General features: G+C 38.5%; 18 protein-coding genes. 6 read left to right on the top strand and 12 right to left on the bottom strand.

The features are described 5' to 3' along the window. Positions 1-110 precede the first annotated feature (110 nt). Complete coding sequence (locus tag AC1M87_RS08590; protein WP_481593458.1) at positions 111-2231, top strand: TonB-dependent receptor; 2121 nt, start codon at positions 111-113, stop codon at positions 2229-2231. 58 nt (positions 2232-2289) lie between these two features. Here AC1M87_RS08590 and AC1M87_RS08585 read toward each other — a convergent pair whose 3' ends face one another. The 3 genes from AC1M87_RS08585 to queC form a co-directional block, all read right to left on the bottom strand. Then, positions 2290-2751, bottom strand: a complete 462-nt coding sequence (locus AC1M87_RS08585) for a peroxiredoxin (RefSeq protein ID WP_481593457.1) — start codon at positions 2749-2751, stop codon at positions 2290-2292. A gap of 93 nt (positions 2752-2844) precedes the next feature. Further along, positions 2845-3258, bottom strand: a complete 414-nt coding sequence (locus AC1M87_RS08580; RefSeq protein ID WP_481593456.1) for a hypothetical protein — start codon at positions 3256-3258, stop codon at positions 2845-2847. Positions 3259-3274: 16 nt separating this feature from the next. Continuing rightward, entirely contained in the window at positions 3275-3943 is a 669-nt protein-coding gene (gene queC / locus AC1M87_RS08575) for a 7-cyano-7-deazaguanine synthase QueC (protein WP_180028449.1), read from the bottom strand. A 279-nt stretch (positions 3944-4222) separates the two neighbouring features. Between queC and filA the strand changes: the two genes are divergently transcribed. Further along, positions 4223-5098: a putative pilus system protein FilA gene (gene filA, locus AC1M87_RS08570; RefSeq protein ID WP_481593455.1), complete on the top strand. Its 876-nt coding sequence runs from the start codon at positions 4223-4225 to the stop codon at positions 5096-5098. 72 nt (positions 5099-5170) lie between these two features. Here filA and queE read toward each other — a convergent pair whose 3' ends face one another. Next, positions 5171-5881 carry a 7-carboxy-7-deazaguanine synthase QueE gene (gene queE, locus AC1M87_RS08565; protein WP_481593454.1) on the bottom strand — a complete coding sequence of 237 codons (711 nt, stop codon included), beginning with the start codon at positions 5879-5881 and terminating at the stop codon, positions 5171-5173. 111 nt (positions 5882-5992) lie between these two features. Further along, on the bottom strand, positions 5993-6814 hold the full coding sequence (gene dapD, locus AC1M87_RS08560; protein ID WP_092767072.1) for a 2,3,4,5-tetrahydropyridine-2,6-dicarboxylate N-succinyltransferase: 822 nt from the start codon (positions 6812-6814) through the stop codon (positions 5993-5995). A 297-nt stretch (positions 6815-7111) separates the two neighbouring features. On the opposite strand from dapD, the gene carO reads away from it, so the two are divergent. Further along, positions 7112-7858 carry an ornithine uptake porin CarO gene (gene carO, locus AC1M87_RS08555; RefSeq protein WP_035267210.1) on the top strand — a complete coding sequence of 249 codons (747 nt, stop codon included), beginning with the start codon at positions 7112-7114 and terminating at the stop codon, positions 7856-7858. Between the two features lie 94 nt (positions 7859-7952). On the opposite strand, the gene AC1M87_RS08550 is transcribed toward carO, so the two are convergent. The 7 genes from AC1M87_RS08550 to AC1M87_RS08520 all read right to left on the bottom strand — a co-directional run bounded on the left by AC1M87_RS08550 (position 7953) and on the right by AC1M87_RS08520 (position 14637). Further along, on the bottom strand, positions 7953-8882 hold the full coding sequence (locus AC1M87_RS08550; protein ID WP_092767071.1) for a CysB family HTH-type transcriptional regulator: 930 nt from the start codon (positions 8880-8882) through the stop codon (positions 7953-7955). Positions 8883-8937: 55 nt separating this feature from the next. After that, the gene (locus AC1M87_RS08545; protein ID WP_092767070.1) at positions 8938-9999 is read right to left on the bottom strand and encodes a sulfate/molybdate ABC transporter ATP-binding protein; all 1062 of its coding nucleotides are present in this window, start codon (positions 9997-9999) and stop codon (positions 8938-8940) included. 12 nt (positions 10000-10011) lie between these two features. After that, positions 10012-10902, bottom strand: a complete 891-nt coding sequence (gene cysW / locus AC1M87_RS08540) for a sulfate ABC transporter permease subunit CysW (RefSeq protein ID WP_481593453.1) — start codon at positions 10900-10902, stop codon at positions 10012-10014. Continuing rightward, the gene (gene cysT, locus AC1M87_RS08535; RefSeq protein ID WP_035267202.1) at positions 10899-11732 is read right to left on the bottom strand and encodes a sulfate ABC transporter permease subunit CysT; all 834 of its coding nucleotides are present in this window, start codon (positions 11730-11732) and stop codon (positions 10899-10901) included. Before cysT ends, cysW begins: the two co-directional genes overlap by 4 nt. Positions 11733-11816: 84 nt before the next feature. Beyond that, positions 11817-12422 (bottom strand): alpha/beta hydrolase, encoded by a 606-nt coding sequence (locus tag AC1M87_RS08530; protein ID WP_481593452.1) that lies wholly within the window; start codon positions 12420-12422, stop codon positions 11817-11819. Positions 12423-12437: 15 nt separating this feature from the next. Further along, entirely contained in the window at positions 12438-13454 is a 1017-nt protein-coding gene (locus AC1M87_RS08525; RefSeq protein WP_481593451.1) for a sulfate ABC transporter substrate-binding protein, read from the bottom strand. Positions 13455-13629: 175 nt separating this feature from the next. Continuing rightward, positions 13630-14637, bottom strand: coding sequence for a sulfate ABC transporter substrate-binding protein (locus tag AC1M87_RS08520; RefSeq protein ID WP_481593450.1), 1008 nt, complete (start codon positions 14635-14637; stop codon positions 13630-13632). A 153-nt stretch (positions 14638-14790) separates the two neighbouring features. On the opposite strand from AC1M87_RS08520, the gene pabC reads away from it, so the two are divergent. Genes pabC through tmk form a run of 3 tightly spaced genes read left to right on the top strand, consistent with a single transcriptional unit; the run spans position 14791 to position 17293 of the window. Continuing rightward, a complete protein-coding gene (gene pabC, locus AC1M87_RS08515) occupies positions 14791-15600 on the top strand; it encodes an aminodeoxychorismate lyase (protein ID WP_481593496.1) in 810 nt (269 codons plus the stop codon). A gap of 5 nt (positions 15601-15605) precedes the next feature. Beyond that, on the top strand, positions 15606-16655 hold the full coding sequence (mltG, locus tag AC1M87_RS08510; RefSeq protein WP_481593449.1) for an endolytic transglycosylase MltG: 1050 nt from the start codon (positions 15606-15608) through the stop codon (positions 16653-16655). Between the two features lie 14 nt (positions 16656-16669). After that, positions 16670-17293: a dTMP kinase gene (tmk, locus tag AC1M87_RS08505; RefSeq protein ID WP_035267194.1), complete on the top strand. Its 624-nt coding sequence runs from the start codon at positions 16670-16672 to the stop codon at positions 17291-17293. Positions 17294-17332 lie beyond the last annotated feature (39 nt).

Here is a 17332-nt window from a genome sequence, read left to right as displayed (position 1 = left end):
ATTAGTTAAAAACAAAAGTAAATATTAATGATAAATTAATTATAAATAAAAATCATTATCATTTAAATTGTGTATGATGTGCCCAAAACCGTATATAAGAGGGCATCCACGTGAAAAGAAATCTATTATTTCTGTCTTTAGTTTCTATACCGTGTTTTGCAGTTGCGCAAGAACCAACACAATTGGCAACCATTGTAGTAAAAGCAGACTCACAAGAAACCGATGTCACAGGTAAACTGAAAAAAAAAGCTACACTGAATATTTTAGGTGAAAAGGATGTGTTAGACACGCCGTTTACCATCCGTAACTACAGCGATCAAGCCATTCAAGATGCACACGCGCATACCATTATGGATGTCTTAAAGATCGACCCAAGTATTCGTACCACGACCAATAGTGGGCATCTCAATGAAAACTTTAGTATTCGTGGTTTTGGTGTGAATTGGGAAGATTACAATTTAAACGGTACTTATGGCATGGCACCTACGGGGCGTGTGACCACAGATATTCTCAATTCAGTGACGGTGCTCAAAGGACCGAATGCACTTGTTGCAGGGATGGCACCGGGTGGAAGCGTTGGCGGTGTAATCGTTGCAAATACGAAACGTGCAGACAAAGAACTTACCCGTGTCACCGCGAATTTCGAAGAAGAAGGTTTTTATAAATCTGGCTTTGATGTTGCACGCCGCTTTGGTCAAGATGAACAGTTTGGTGCTCGCTTAAGTGCCAATTATGGACAAGGTGAACATGTTGTTGATGGCCTAGAAGATGAAAGTACCTCAGCCGTATTAGCATTAGATTGGACCACTGATAAAGCAAAAGTGAATTTTGATGCTTATGTGACGGATGATAAACGTGAAGGTGGTTCGCCTGCGATGGTTTCATTTGCACAGCTTGGCAAAGTCTTAGATGCACCTGACGGTCGTAGTAACTTTTTCCCGAATATCCATGGTAAACAATCAGCACAATATGTTGGATTGTCTGGTGAATATAAATTACTAGATAATTTAAAAGTCATTGCTGGCGTTGGTACTGCAGAACAAAAATATCAAGGGCATCTTTTTGGTACACGCATGATCGTAATCAATGATGCAGGTGACGCGAACTCTCAATATTATCATGTAAAACTAAAGCAAAATAATACCTCAGCAAACTTAGGTTTAGAGGGTGCATTTAATACTGGATCAATTGAACATAAAGTTGGTTTACGTGCAGACTACTTAAATATTGAAACGGTGAAACATAAAGGACAAGGATCTACAGCTGTCCCATTTGTCACCAATCTCTACCATCCAAGCCACGAAGGTCATATGCCAGAGCAGGCGCCTGAAATATTTAAACAGGCCGATAATGATTTCATCAGTTATTCATTCACTGATCAAATTTCCGTGCTTGATAATAAATTACAATTCATTTTAGGTGCACGTTACCAAGATATGGACATCAAAAATCCATTGACTGGCGTTGAATATAGCGAAGATAAAGTGTCACCAAGTTTAGGGATCGTGGTGAAACCTTGGGGTGAAGATATCTCGCTTTATGCAAGTTATGTAGAAGGGTTGTCTCAAGGCAATACTGTAACGACGGAAACAGATGTGAATTTTGGAAAAACATTCGCACCATTCCAAACTAAACAGTATGAGATGGGCGCAAAATATCAACATGGTTCTTGGTTACATACCCTTGCTGCATATCAAATTGAAAAACCAAGTACAATTACAGAGTTTTATGCCACCCCGATCAATGGATCGACTCAGATTACGACAGATGGTGGTGAAACTACCTCAAAAGGACTTGAGTATGGATTCTCAGGCAATGTCACAGATGATGTGATTATTTGGGGTAACTTGGCTTATATTGATGCTGAATATACCAAAGGTATGAGTGGAAAAGTTGAGCTTTCGGGAAATACAGTAGAAGGTCAACCTGAGTTCACAGCAGGGCTTGGCATTGAGTATAAACTCCCGGTGGATGGTTTAAGTGTGAATGCACGTGCTAACTATGTAGATAGCCAATATCTCAACAATACCAATACGCTCGAACTTCCTGACTATACGTTACTCGATATCGGTGCGAAATACACAACCAATCTTGGCGGTGTAGATACGACTTTCCGTGCCAATATTGACAACGTCACAGATGAAAAATATTGGGCGGGTGTATTTAACAGTGGCTTTACCACATTGGGTGCAGGACGTACCTATAAACTTGGCGTAAGCTTTGATTTCTAATTGTAGTTAAAAAAAATTATAAGTAGATGAAACCCACGTCAATCGTGGGTTTTTTTTATTATTTTTGCAAAGCTTTTAAATCTTCAAGCACTTGTTCAGCATGCCCTGCAGCTTTGACTTTACGATATTCTTTAACGAGTTTACCTTGATGAAAAATAAAAGTTGAGCGCTCAATCCCCATCACTTTTTTTCCATACATATTTTTCTCTTTAATCACATCAAAGTGTTGGCAAAGCACTTCTTCTTTATCGCTAATCAAGTCAATTGTTAAAGCTTGCTTTTCGGTGAAGTTTTGATGGGCTTTTACTGAGTCTCTAGAAACACCGAAAATAGTGGTATGAAGCGCATCAAACTGATCTTTCAAACATGAAAAACCAATAGCTTGCGTTGTACACCCAGGTGTTGAATCTTTTGGATAAAAATAAATGATGAGCCAATCTGTATTCAACTCAGTTAAATTCACAGAACCTGTAGTCGTTGGGAATGTTTGATTGGGTAAACTAATCGTTTCCGTTGACATTATAATTTCCTCAAAAGTTGTCACTACATTTATAGGGGAATTCAAAAAAATAGCCACACGAGGTGGCTATCTTATACCTTATACAAGCTGCAATTATTTTTTAGCTTGTGCTGCTTTCATTGCTTCCTCTGTTAACGACTGTAGCTTAGACGTTAACTGTGGGCCGAAGCATGCTTGAAGATCAGTATTCTGTTTCTTCACGATAGCTAAAGTAGAAGGGCTTTTCTTTTGGTTAATCGCACTTTGGATTTCCCATTTTTGAGCATTAGTTAGCTTGCCGTCTGCTTCAATTGCACATGTACAATATTTGCTGACTTCAGTAGCAGAAAGCTTGTTCCCTTTAGCAGTTTCTTCCTTACAAACATTAATCAGTGCAGATTTTACGTTAGTACTTTTGTAGGCTTGCTGCATTTTATTATTCGGCTCATTTGCTTGAGCCGCAGAACCGAAAAGTGCTGCAGCAGAAACAATCGCTGAAAGAATAATGTTTGATTTTAAATTTTTCATATATGGCACCCTGTTATTACGGTATATAACGAGTTGGGTCTTCAACGCCAGCATCTGCAAAACCTTGTTTACGCAAACGACAGCTGTCGCATTTTCCACAAGCTCGTCCTTGGTCATCTGCTTGATAGCATGACACCGTTTGACTGTAGTCTACGCCATGTTCGATGCCTAAGCGAATAATATTTGCTTTGGATAATTGTAGTAAAGGTGTTTCAAATTTAAGAGGTTTTCCTTCCACACCTACTTTTGTCGCTAATCTTGCCATATTGGCAAATGCTTCAATAAATTCTGGTCGACAATCTGGATAACCCGAATAATCTACCGCATTAATTCCAATTACGATGGCTTCTGCGTCAAACACTTCTGCTGCTGCAAGTGCATAAGACAGGAAAATCGTATTACGTGCTGGAACATAAGTGACAGGGATCCCTTCTTGTTCTTGATCAGGAACATCAATGGAATGATCAGTTAATGCAGAACCACCTAAATTACCCAAATCTATATTAATCACGCGATGTTCAACGCCTGCTTGTTGTGTCAGTTTACGTGCAGCATCCAATTCAGTTGTTGAGCGTTGACCATACATAAAACTTAAAGCGATACATTCATAGCGTGCTTGCGCCCAAGCCAAGCAAGTCGTTGAGTCTAAACCACCTGATAACAATACAATGGCACGAGGGCGCATAGGAGAACTCCAAAAAATTAAAGTAAATAAAAAATGAATTATAACTGATTATATAAAGAATAATGGGGTATAAATTTTTTGAATATATAGATCTGCATAAGTCACAAAACTAAATGAGATCATTATAAAGAACGCGAAATGTTCGTTTTAGAAGATGAGATAAAACTCTCTTTTGAGTCGAATAAAGTTTAAACAGTTGTTGTTTTTGTTTAAATATTAAATATAATTTAACAAACACTTGATTAAAACTTACAAAAAAATAATTTTTACGGAATGAAAATGAATCAAATTAATACTTTAATTTTAACCACTGCTGCGTTGATCAGTACAAATTCTTTTGCATTTGAGGAGCTTTCAGATCAAGAATTGTCAACATATGCAGCACAAGATGGTATTACGATTAGCCTTTTACCAGGTGGACCCATTCAAGCTGATTTGATTTGGCACGATAACAGTGGATTCGGACCAGATTACAACGAAGGAAACACAAAAGCAGGTGCCTTAATTTTCGGTACTGCGAATGGGCGTAGTAAAAATCCATTATCACTTTCTTCTGGTTCGGCAGATATTAGTATTACTTTAAAAATCGATGCACAAGGAGGGAATAGTACTACAGGGCCTTTCCTGAATTTAGGTGTATTTGTTCCTGAAGATATTATTATTAATACCGGTGATATTTGGGTGGGTAAATCGGGTCAAGTTAGTCCAACAGGACGAGGCTATAGTGACCCCGTTAAAATTATGGATAATATGAAATTTTATGTATCCAACCTCTCAACCAATATTCAGCTCGGTTCAGCACCTCAAGGCAGTCTTTTAAAACTTAATGGAATATTTAAAGATGGTTTACGTTTAGAAGGCTTTAAAGTCCACGATCATGATGGTGGTGGCGCATTTGGAATAGAATTTATTAATTTAAAAAATACTCAACCAGGGCGTTTTGGCATCAATAATCTTGATTTTGATGTTGCAGGTTCGATACGTACAGATGGACTGGAACTCAAAATAAATCGTCTTGGAGATCAAAATGGTTTTAATGCCATGTTATGGGGGGTAGGCGTTGGGGATGCATCAACAATAAATAATAAGATTGGGGATATTTCAATAAAAGGGATTAATTTGAATGGCACGACCATTAAAGTGTCAGCACACTAAAAGATCATTTTGTCTCAAACAACAGTACAGAAAAGTGCTGTACTGTTTTAATTTAAGCTATTTTTTTACGTTTTAACGACCTGTTTCGTCATTCCAGAGCAACTTATGTAATTGAAGCTGGAAACGAACTGGTAAGTGATCCTCTAAGATCCATTGTGCTAAATCACGCGCAAGTTGCGGTAACTTCGCAGCGCCTTTTTCAACAGCAAAAGCAGGTGAGAACCAAACTGTACTTACACGCTTGTGCAACTCATATTGGTTCACTTGTTGTTTAGACCATTCATAATCTTCACGATTGCATATGACAAATTTAATTTGATCATGTTGAGTTAAATGGTCCAAATTACTCATTAAATTACGTGAGGCTTCACCTGAAGTTGGTGTCTTTAAATCTAGGACTTTGGAAACTCTACGATCCACTTTTGAAACATCTAGCGCTCCACTCGTTTCAAGGGAAACTTCACAACCTAAATCTGCTAGACGCTCCATGAGCGGTAATGCATTGGGTTGAGCTAATGGTTCACCACCAGTAACACAAATATAGGGTGTCTTAAAATCAAGCGTGGTCTGGATAATATCCTCTAAAGACTGACGTTCACCGCCTTCAAAAGAATAGGTGGTATCACAATAAGTACAACGCAGTGGACAACCTGTTAAGCGTATAAACACTGTAGGTAAGCCTGAAGTGTTGGCTTCACCTTGTAATGAATAGAAGATCTCCGTAATACGTAACCCCGCAGACGGATCAGAAACAGGAATAGCGGAAGATCGCAAATTACTCATATCGACAAAACCAAACTAAAATAGAGATTATATAAAAGAAAAATCTCTACGATTATTACTAACCGTAGAGATGTGGAGTGTAACTCCAAATACTATAAAATATTAAAAAAATTAGTCAGCGCGTAATAAGTCATTCAAACTTGTTTTAGCACGAGTCTGAGCATCGACTTTTTTCACGATGATTGCAGCATACAAGCTGTATTTACCGCATTTTGAAGGAAGGCTACCAGAAACAACAACTGAACCTGCTGGAACACGACCGTAGTGAATTTCACCTGTTTCACGGTCATAAATCTTAGTTGATTGACCAATGTAAACACCCATTGAAATCACTGAGCCTTCTTCAACGATTACACCTTCAACGATTTCAGAACGTGCACCGATAAAACAATTGTCTTCAATGATCGTAGGGTTCGCTTGAAGAGGCTCAAGTACACCGCCAATCCCAACACCACCAGAAAGGTGAACATTTTTACCAATTTGCGCACATGAACCTACAGTCGCCCATGTATCAACCATTGTACCTTCATCAACATAAGCACCAATGTTGACATAAGATGGCATAAGTACAACATTCTTAGCTTGATAAGAACCTTTGCGTGCAACTGCAGGCGGTACAACACGTACACCAGCTGCTTTAAATTGCTCTTCAGTCCAACCTGTAAATTTAGTGTCTACTTTGTCATAGAATTGGAGATCGCATGATTCGATTGGTTTATTATCATTGAGTTTGAATGACAATAGAACAGCTTTTTTTAACCATTGATGAACAACCCATTCACCATCAATCTTTTCAGCAACACGTAATGAACCATTATCTAAGCCATCAATTGCTTCCTCGACTGCTTGGCGAATTTCAGCAGGGCAATCTGTAGCTGTGAAGTTTGCACGATCTTCAAACGCTTGTTCGATGATTGACGAAAGCTGAGACATAATCTTCTCTTCCAAAAAAATTTCCACGATTTTACACTAAATTGATTATAAAAATTACAATTAATCCTGAAAAAATGTCCGACAATAATGACTAATCTTTATAAGTATGTTAATAAAAGTTAATAAAAGACTTAAGTGCAAATTATTTATAAAACAACAACTAAATCAAAATTGTATCAAAAAATAACAAAAAAGCATCAATTTGAATATTAACCAGCTTTGAAATCTCCATTAAGATGCTTCCGAGTCGAACACATTAATGATTAAAGAACAACTCATTTCTTTGAGGAGAAAAAAATGAAAGTGTTAAAATTACTCGCTGTTACAACAGCATTATCTGTTTCAGGCTTCGCTATGGCGGACACTCAAGTTGTACGTACAGGTAATGTATTTGAAGCTAATCAATTAATCCCTACTGGTGTTCGTGCTGAAGTTGGTACAACTGGTTACGGTGGTGCATTACTTTGGACTGCTAACCCATACGTTGGTCTTGCTTTAGGTTACAACGGTGGTGATATCTCTTGGTCTGATGATTTATCAATTAATGGATCAAAATATGATTTAGATATGGATAACAATTTAGCGTATTTAAATGCTGAAATTCGTCCTTGGGGTGCGAGTGAAAATCCATGGGCTCAAGGTCTTTATATGGCTGCAGGTGTTGCATATATTGATAATGAGTATGAACTTGACCGTCGTGTCAAACCAGGAGAAGGCTTCAGCGTAAATAATACAGACTTTGTTGCTGGAACGAATGGTGCTCATATTCGTGGTAAACAAGAATACAAAAATGACTTTGCTCCATATGTAGGTTTTGGTTTTGCCCCTAAAATCAATAAAAACATTGGTGTATTTGGTGAAGTAGGTGCTTATTATTCTGGTAACCCAAAAGCTAATTTAGAATTAGTAAGTGGCGGTGCAGCAAACAATCCAACAGGTGGTTCACTAGTGGATAATATTGCTCGCGAAGAAGATAAAATTCGTAACGATGACAAATACGAATGGCTTCCAGTTGGTAAAGTGGGTGTGAGCTTCCACTGGTAAGATCAAATTTAAAAAACGAGCTTCGGCTCGTTTTTTTATGCAAGTTAAAGCAAATAACAAAGGCGCTATAGGCACCTTTATTATTTGTAGCTTATTAATCCTCAGGATAAGCCACACGTTTTAACGCTTTGATATCAGCACTAGGTGCACATAGCGAAATAAACTCGTAACCGTATCCACGTAACAAATGACCTTTTCGTACAGCAATCCAAGTGGTATTCACCCCGAATAAATCAGTATCAATTTGTTTTAAGCGATGATCTCGTTCTGTATCGTAGGCTACATCGTTGACAATCCCGACACCCATACCTAATTCCACATAAGTTTTGATTACATCAGCATCAAGCGCAGACATCACTAAATCAACATCAAGTCCTGAGTCTTCAAAGGCTTTATCAATCTTTGAACGTCCCGTAAAACCACCGTGATAGGTAATAATCGGATACTCTGCCAAATGTTCTAAGCTAATCTCTCGCGCTGCTATTTGAGTAAGTGGATGACCTTGAGGCGTAATAATACTGTGTTTCCAGTTATAAAAAGGGACACTTGCTAAGTTTTCTTCAGTAGTCAGATTCTCAGTAGCAATACCAATATCTGCATCGCCTAAAAGTAACATTTCAGTGATTTCAGTTGGGCTTGCTTGTTGCAAAATCAAATGAACTTTCGGAAATAATTTTTTGAATGAATTTACGATAGGTGGTAATACATATCGCGCTTGAGTATGAGTGGTTGCGATGGTTAATGTACCTTCATCTACACGATTAAAATCATCGGCTAATCTTTTAATATTGTCTGCATCGACCAGCATGCGCTCCACAATACCGAGCAAAGCTTGACCAGGTTCAGTTAACCCTAATAAGCGTTTACCTTTTCGGATAAATAGTTGAACACCTAATTCATCTTCTAAATCTTTAATATGCTTACTTACGCCTGATTGAGACGTGTAAAGGGCAGCGGAAGCTTCCGTTAAATTAAAATTTTGTCTGACGGTCTCTCGAATAATTCTTAATTGTTGAAAGTTCATAGTCTTTGTTACCTTTAAAATGATGGGGCTATATAAAAGCCCCATCTACACATTTTTATGCGTTTTCTTGTGCAAATAAGTGCAATGTATTAGTCGTTAACCAAACCGATTGATTTGGGCGGAATTGATGCAGTTTAGCTTCATCTGGAGTGAGTAGAATTTCGATGAGATTGCCATCTTGACCTTGAAGTTCGGCAACCACTTTTCCTGCAATCCAAACTTCACGTAAGAACGTTGCTTGAATTGCATTGTCTGTAGGTTGAGCATGAATTTGGAACTCATCTGGTCGAATGAAGGCAATCACTTTACCTTCAGGTGCATCTTTAGCTAAAGGCAGTTGAATGCGATCATTTCCGATCTGTACGATTCCCGCTTGATTATGACCTTCGAACTTATTCGCTTGACCTAAGAAGTCAAATACAAAAGGCGTTGCTGGTTTTTCATAAACTTCACGAGGTGAGCCAATTTGTTCAATATTGCCTTTATTCATTACAATGATTTGATCTGCAACTTCAAGCGCTTCTTCTTGATCGTGAGTTACAAAAATCGAGGTGATGTGAAGTTCATCGTGTAAAGTTCTCAGCCAGCGACGTAACTCTTTACGAACTTTAGCATCAAGTGCGCCAAATGGCTCATCCAGAAGTAGTACACGAGGTTCAACTGCAAGCGCACGTGCAAGTGCAATACGTTGACGCTGTCCACCAGACAATTGTGCTGGATAACGATCTGATAAGAATCCTAATTGAACTAAATCCAGTAGTCGTGTAACCCGTTTTTTTATTTCAGATTCTGAAGGGCGTGTTGAACGTGGACGAACACGTAAACCAAAAGCAATATTGTCAAATACTGTCATATGACGGAATAAAGCATAATGTTGGAATACGAAGCCAACTTGACGTTCACGGACATGAACATTCGTTGAATCTTGACCTTCGAGGATCACTTGACCGCTGTCGGCAGATTCAAGACCAGCAATAATGCGAAGTAGAGTTGTTTTACCGCAGCCTGAAGGTCCTAATAATGCTACGAGTTGGCCATCAGGAAAATCTAGGGAGATATTGTTTAGTGCATGGAAAGCACCAAAGTGTTTTTCAATATTTTTAACTTGAATACTCATCGGATACTTCCTTTAAACTGTAGAAACTTCATTACGTTTGCTTAATTTCTCTTGGCGAATTTCGACCCATGTTTTAAGAATCAATGTCACAATCGCCAATAAAGCCAAGAGGGATGAAACAGCAAATGCTGCACTAAAGGTATATTCGTTGTAGAGAATCTCTACATGCAGTGGCAATGTATTGGTCTCTCCACGAATATGACCCGATACTACAGAGACTGCCCCGAATTCACCCATTGCACGTGCGTTACAAAGAATAACCCCGTATATCAAGCCCCATTTAATATTTGGAATCGTGATTTTCCAAAAAGTTTGCCAGCCTGAAGCTCCTAAAACGATTGCCGCTTCCTCTTCTTCTGTACCTTGAGCTTCCATCAGTGGAATGAGCTCACGCGCCACAAAAGGAACTGTAATAAAGATGGTTGCTAGTACAATTGCTGGAACGGCATATAGAATCTTAATGTCGTTATCCATCAGCCATCCACCGAACCAACCTTGCGTACCAAACATCAATACCAACATCAGACCTGCGATTACGGGAGATACTGAGAAAGGCATATCAATAATCGTGGTCAATATGGATTTACCACGGAAATTAAATTTCGCAACAGACCAAGCTGCCGCCACACCAAATACTACGTTGAGCGGTACAGCAATTGCAGCTGTCAGTAAGGTGAGCTTTACAGCCGACAATGTATCTGGATGAACTAAAGCTTGCGCATAAACGCCGATACCCTGTTTGAATGCTTCAACAAAAACTAAAATCAAAGGCAGGATTAAGCAACTGAGGAAGAAAATCATGGCAATGACAATGAGTGTATAACGAACCCAAGTCGGTTCACGCGTCGCATCACGAGATTGCAATTTTTCCGCTAAAGCATTGCTATTTGTATTCAAACTCATTGTGCAGTTCTCCCTGTACGACGACTCGCCCATGCTTGTAACAAGTTAATCAAGAACAAGATAGCGAATGAAATAAGGAGCATGACAACGGCGATCGTTGTTGCACCTGCATAGTCATATTCTTCCAATCGAGAAATAATCATTAATGGCGCAATTTCAGTTTCGAAGGGTTGGTTACCTGCGATAAAGATGACCGAACCATATTCACCCACGCCACGGGCAAATGCGAGAGCAAATCCTGTGATTAATGCAGGGAAAAGAATCGGTAAAATCACTTTGGTTACAATTTGCAGTCGATTTGCACCCAATGCTGACGCTGCTTCTTCAAGTTCAGTCTCTAAGTCACTTAGTACAGGTTGTACTGTACGAACCACAAAAGGTAAGCCAATAAATATCAGCGCTAATGTAATCCCAATAGGACTATAAGCAACTTTAATTCCTAAGGGTTCAAGATATTGACCAATCCAGCCTGTAGGTGCATATAAAGACGTTAATGCAATCCCAGCAACAGCAGTTGGTAACGCAAAGGGTAAATCAACCAATGCATCAACAATTCGTTTACCAGGAAAACTATAGCGCACGAGACACCAAGCGAGTAATAAGCCAAATACAACATTAATGAAGGCAGCAATGAGTGCAGCACTGAAACTTAGTTGTAATGATTTTAAGATACGCTCAGAACTTAAAATCTCCCATAAACCTTCCCAGCCAATACCTAAAGACTTAATAAATACAGCCGACAAGGGTATGAGCACAATTAAAGATAAATACGCTAGGGTAAAGCCTAGAGATAGACCAAATCCTGGCAGCACTCGGGATCGCTGCGACATGACTACTCCTCAAATGAGAGAAACAGCTTACCGAAATCAGTAAGCAATTGAATTGGAAAATTTATCAAGAATAAGTGGCGAACTTTAAATTGCAAATTTGTAATACAACTTGCCATTATCAATACTATTGATATAGTTCGACAGCTTTTCATGAATCAAAAAATCGAAGATCTCTGGAAATGGTCCAAATCCTGAATCAACATTAATATGACCGACTTGACCTAAGTTAATCGGTTTTACACCCCATGATTTTGCTAATTTTTTTGCATCCTCAAAACCTAACCACGGATCATTTTCACTGATGATCATTTTTGTGGGAACGCTAATCTTAATTTGATGAAAGTAAAAACTATAATCAGTCAAACTCAAACGAGCAAAACCATTCTCACCAAAACGACCTGGATTGGCTGGAGCAACTAAAACCAGTTGTTTAACCTTCTGTGCTATTTCTGGGTATTGATGCAAAGCAGCGACTGACGTTAAACAACCAAAACTATGTGCAACAATCTGGATGGGTGCATCAATCTGCGAAATTTTTTCTACAAAACGATTGATCCAATCTGAAAGTAAGGGAAAGTTCCAATCATCTTGTTGAACACGTGAGCATGGCATGACTTGACGTTGCAACCATGATTGCCAATGATTTTCATCACTTCCGCCGACGCCGGGTACAATGAGTGTATGTATCATGTCATGCTCCACTGATTATTTTTTTGTGTTATTGGCTTTGGTAATTTGGTCAAAAATACCATTATTCTCAAAATGAGCTTTTTGTACTTTCGCCCAGCCACCAAACTCTTGATCAATTGTGACCAATTTAAGTGGCTTAAATGTTGATGAATATTGTTTTAATACAGCTTGATTACGCGGACGATAGAAATTTTTCGCGGCAATATGTTGTCCCTTAGGTGAGTAAAGGAAATTCAAATAACCTTGCGCCAAATATTTATTGCCTGATTTTTCTGCATTTTTTTCAACGATCGCCACAGGTGGTTCAGCAAGTATAGAAAGTGTTGGCGTCACAATTTCAAATTTACCTGGTTGTTCACGCAGTGCTAAATGAGCTTCATTTTCCCAAGCAAGCAAAACATCGCCAATACCGCGTTCAGCAAAAGTTGTAGTTGAGCCACGAGCACCCGAATCTAAGACCTTGGTTTGTTTATAAATTTGTTGAACAAATTGTTGTGCTTTGGCGTCATTTCCACCTGGTTGGTGTTTAGCCCATGCCCAAGCCGCTAAATAATTCCAACGTGCACCACCTGAGGTCTTAGGGTTTGGCGTAATAATTTCCACACCCGGTTTTACTAAATCACCCCAGTCTTTAATATTTTTTGGATTTCCTTTTTTGACGAGGAAAACAATTGTGGAAGTGTAGGGTGTAGAATTATGTGGGAATTTCTTCTGCCAATCCTTTGGTAATAAATTGGTTTTTTCAGCAATCGCATCAATGTCAGCTGCAAGTGCGAGAGTCACAACATCTGCATTTAAACCATCAATGACTGCACGCGCTTGTTTACCTGAACCGCCATGTGACTGACGAAAGTTGACGTTTTGTCCAGTCCGAGATTTCCAATACGTACCAAATTCTTTATTTACTTCTACGTAGAGTTCACGAGTAGGATCGTAAGAGACGTTTAATAAATCTTTAGCGGAAGCGCTAAGCGAAGCAGCTGAAACAAAAGCTGCGATAACCCCAAGTTTTAATTTAGCTGAAAAGCGCATGGCAACCTCAAAAGAAAATATTCTGTTACATGGCGCTAGAATAAATCTAATCTTTATGCATAAAAAATAATTAAAAATGAATTTTATATGAAAAAAAAAGATTTAGGTGTGTCGTTAAAAAAATGCCGATCATGAATATGATCGGCAAGCCATAAGTTAAAGCTTAAATCTTAATTTATTTATTACTGTTTGCTTTGACAATTTGATCGAATATCCCGCCATTATCAAAATGTTGTTTTTGGACTTTTGTCCAACCTCCAAACTCTTTATCAATCGTGACCAATTTTAAAGGTTTAAATACGGATTGGTATTTTGAAAGTACCGTCGTATTTCGTGGTCGATAAAAGTTTTTGGCAGCAATGGTTTGACCAGCTGGAGAATACAGATAATTCAAATAGGCTTTTGCTACATTGAGGTTGCCATCTTTTTGCGCATTTTTCTCAACAATTGCTACAGGGGGCTCAGCAAGAATGGAAAGTGTTGGTGTAATGATTTCAAATTTTCCAGGTTGTTCACGAAGTGCTAAATGCGCTTCATTCTCCCAAGCCAGGAGTACATCTCCAATGCCACGCTCTGCAAAAGTTGTTGTGGCACCACGTGCACCAGAGTCTAGCACTTTAGTATTTTTATAAATTTGTCGTACAAATTCTTGTGCTTTAGCATCGTTACCGCCGGGTTGGTGTTTTGCCCAAGCCCATGCTGCTAAGTAATTCCAACGCGCACCACCTGACGTCTTAGGGTTTGGCGTAATAATTCCAACATCATTTTTAATCAAGTCTCCCCAGTCTTTGATCCCTTTGGGATTGCCTTTTTTGACTAAAAACACGATGGTTGAGGTATAGGGTGTAGAGTTCTGTGGGAATTTTTTCTGCCAGTCTTTTGGTAATAAATTGGTTTTTTCAGCAATCGCATCAATATCTGCTGCGAGTGCGAGAGTCACGACATCTGCATCTAGGCCATCAATGACCGCACGGGCTTGTTTACCAGATCCACCATGAGATTGTTTAAAATTCAATTCTTGACCAGTCTGCTTTTTCCAATATGCTCCAAACTCTTTATTAAAGTTGTCATAAAGTTCGCGAGTTGGATCATATGAAACATTTAAAAAATCTTTTGCGAGTGTGGAAACAGAAGTGACTGAAAGTAAAGCTGCAATGACCCCAATTTTAAAAGTACGCATCATTATTCCTATGTGTTTGTCATTTTTTGATGATTTGAGCATAGGGAAATTTTTTAAAATAAAAAAATAAGAAGAAATGAAAAAGTTATGATCAAAACAGCTATTCATTTTGTGAGTGACTTTTTACACTATGAGAAAGGAATGAGGTTGCTTGAAATGATCTGTTTAAAAAATGCCAAGCCAATGGATGCAATATCTATTTTGGATCGTGGCTTCCATTATGGGGATGGCTGTTTTACCACGGCAAGAATTCGAAATAATAAAATTGAATTATTTGAACGTCATTTAACAAGATTGAATACGGCCATTGAGCGATTGTCACTTCAAGCTAATCTTGACTATATTTCTGAGTCTATCCAGTATTTACAGCAAGAATATGAGCAATTAAACGGGACGATTAAAATTGTACTGAGTCGAGGCGAGGGGCAACGAGGATACAGTTTACCTCATCATTCAGCAGATCTTTGGTTGTATTATTATCCGCAAAACGTGACTGATCATCACTATGAAGTCATTGAGAGTGGTTTACTTGAGCGAGTAATGGGTTTAACCATGCCACAATTGGTGGGAATTAAATCACTGAATCGGTTAGAACAAGTGTTACTAAAGCAGGAAGCTGATGAGAAGGGTTTTCAAGAAGCCTTAGTTACAGATGTTCAAGGCTATATTGTTGAAGGAATCAGCAGTAACTGCTTTATACGATTGAATGATACGTGGATTTGTCCTGAACTTTGTTATAATGGCGTTCATGGGGTGATGCGTGCTGAAATTTTGGAGCGTATGAATCATTATGGTATAACGTTCCAAAAAAGAGTAATTGATTTGAATGAACTTCTTCACATTCAAAGTGTATTTTATTGTAATGCGCTCCACCCAATGAAAATCGCCTCTTGCCTTGATGATCGTCGATTAGATACACAAGCGTGTATTGATCTTTTTCACCACCTTCAACTTAATCAGATTTAAAGCTTATGTCCTCTCCTCAGAAATCAACAAAGAAAAAGAACAGCAAGACATCCTTTAAACCTAAAGCGCTTTTATTCATTATTGCAGGTCTAATGTTGCTTGCAACCATGATTCTATCTGCAAGTCTATGGAAGGATTATCCTGTAGAGGGTAAAAAGCAAATGCTCGCGATTAATCATGGTGATACTTACTCACAATTTATTGATCGTTTAGCTAAAAATAAGCAAGTTTCATTTCCCATTATTTTAAAGATTTATCAACGATTCATGATTCATGACAGCATGAAAGCTGGAGTCTATGAGGTCAAAGAGGGAATGAGTGTCCGTCAAGTTCTAGACATGATTTCAAATTCTGAAAATGCACAATTGAATCGAATTTTGGTCATTGAGGGTACAACATTTAAGCAGTTAAAAAATGCGCTTAAGAATGATGAATTGGTGACGAAAGAGCTGGTTCATTTGAGCGATGCAGAAATATTAAAGGAATTGAATATTCCATTTTCACATCCAGAAGGATTGTTTGCGCCAAATACTTATTTTTTTGCAAAGGGTGAAACAGATCGTAAAATTTTAACTGATTTGTATCAACATCAGATGAAGGCACTAGATAAAGCCTGGGAAAATCGAGCTTCTGATTTGCCGTATAAAAATAAATATGAAGCGCTCATCATGGCATCAATTATTGAGAAAGAAACCAATGTTGATCATGAGTTAGATAAAGTCTCGGGCGTATTCGTTCGTCGATTAAAAATTGGTATGCGTTTACAAACTGATCCAACCGTCATTTATGGTATGGGCGATCAATATACGGGCAACATTACCCGTAAAGATTTAAGAACGCCAACACCATATAACACGTATACGATTTACGGATTGCCACCAACACCGATCGCATTACCAAGTGATAAAGCGATCGAAGCGGCAATGCATCCAGATCATTCTGACTATATTTATTTTGTGGCGACTGGAAATGGAGGTCACAAATTCAGTACCAATCTAGATGACCATAATCGCGCTGTTCAAGAATATCTTGCTGTGATTCGATCTAAAAAATAAGGGGTAAAATAGACGTGTTTATTAGCTTTGAAGGCACAGAAGGTGTTGGTAAAACGACATTGATTCATAAAATTCGTGACTACTTCCTTGAGCAATCAAAGCAAGTTGTTCTAACTCGTGAACCAGGTGGTACTCCGCTCGCTGAGCAAATTCGTTCCGTACTTCTGACAGTGAATCATGAAGAAAGAATGAGTAATGATACTGAACTATTATTAATGTACGCAGCTCGAGCGCAACATTTGCAACAAGTCATAATGCCTGCACTTGAAAATAGTTCGATCGTGTTATGCGACCGTTTTTGTGATAGCAGTTTCGCGTATCAGTGTGCAGGTCGTGGGTTAAGCCGTGAAAAATTAGCGCTTTTAAACCAAAACTTTGTTCTAAAAATGCCTGACCTGACATTTTGGTTGGATGCTCCGACTGAACTCGGAATGCAACGAGCGCGTGCGCGTGGAGCATTGGATCGGTTTGAACAAGAAAAAGCAGCTTTTTTTGAAAAAGTACGCGCAGGATTTGCTGAATTACATCAGTTAGAGCCGAATCGTGTTAAGCGTATTGATGCAACACAAAGTCCTGAGCAAGTATTTAATGATGCAATTGAACGAATTAGTTCATGGAAAGCTGAGCATAAGTGCTAATTAAAAAAGCAAATATGATTTATATTGAGTCATTGTTTA

The organism is Acinetobacter sp. 24-47-62 (genome assembly GCF_056779765.1).
The sequence above is the reverse complement of the archived record's forward strand: the minus strand, read 5'-3'. Positions and strand labels throughout refer to the sequence as shown.

Excerpts from the sequence above, each read along its gene's own strand:
- AC1M87_RS08585 (WP_481593457.1), bottom strand. The coding sequence starts at position 2,751 with ATGTCAACGGAAACGATTAGTTTACCCAATCAAACATTCCCAACGACT.
- AC1M87_RS08580 (WP_481593456.1), bottom strand. The coding sequence starts at position 3,258 with ATGAAAAATTTAAAATCAAACATTATTCTTTCAGCGATTGTTTCTGCT.
- queC (WP_180028449.1), bottom strand. The coding sequence starts at position 3,943 with ATGCGCCCTCGTGCCATTGTATTGTTATCAGGTGGTTTAGACTCAACG.
- filA (WP_481593455.1), top strand. The coding sequence starts at position 4,223 with ATGAATCAAATTAATACTTTAATTTTAACCACTGCTGCGTTGATCAGT.
- queE (WP_481593454.1), bottom strand. The coding sequence starts at position 5,881 with ATGAGTAATTTGCGATCTTCCGCTATTCCTGTTTCTGATCCGTCTGCG.
- dapD (WP_092767072.1), bottom strand. The coding sequence starts at position 6,814 with ATGTCTCAGCTTTCGTCAATCATCGAACAAGCGTTTGAAGATCGTGCA.
- carO (WP_035267210.1), top strand. The coding sequence starts at position 7,112 with ATGAAAGTGTTAAAATTACTCGCTGTTACAACAGCATTATCTGTTTCA.
- AC1M87_RS08550 (WP_092767071.1), bottom strand. The coding sequence starts at position 8,882 with ATGAACTTTCAACAATTAAGAATTATTCGAGAGACCGTCAGACAAAAT.
- AC1M87_RS08545 (WP_092767070.1), bottom strand. The coding sequence starts at position 9,999 with ATGAGTATTCAAGTTAAAAATATTGAAAAACACTTTGGTGCTTTCCAT.
- cysW (WP_481593453.1), bottom strand. The coding sequence starts at position 10,902 with ATGAGTTTGAATACAAATAGCAATGCTTTAGCGGAAAAATTGCAATCT.
- cysT (WP_035267202.1), bottom strand. The coding sequence starts at position 11,732 with ATGTCGCAGCGATCCCGAGTGCTGCCAGGATTTGGTCTATCTCTAGGC.
- AC1M87_RS08530 (WP_481593452.1), bottom strand. The coding sequence starts at position 12,422 with ATGATACATACACTCATTGTACCCGGCGTCGGCGGAAGTGATGAAAAT.
- AC1M87_RS08525 (WP_481593451.1), bottom strand. The coding sequence starts at position 13,454 with ATGCGCTTTTCAGCTAAATTAAAACTTGGGGTTATCGCAGCTTTTGTT.
- AC1M87_RS08520 (WP_481593450.1), bottom strand. The coding sequence starts at position 14,637 with ATGATGCGTACTTTTAAAATTGGGGTCATTGCAGCTTTACTTTCAGTC.
- pabC (WP_481593496.1), top strand. The coding sequence starts at position 14,791 with ATGATCTGTTTAAAAAATGCCAAGCCAATGGATGCAATATCTATTTTG.
- mltG (WP_481593449.1), top strand. The coding sequence starts at position 15,606 with ATGTCCTCTCCTCAGAAATCAACAAAGAAAAAGAACAGCAAGACATCC.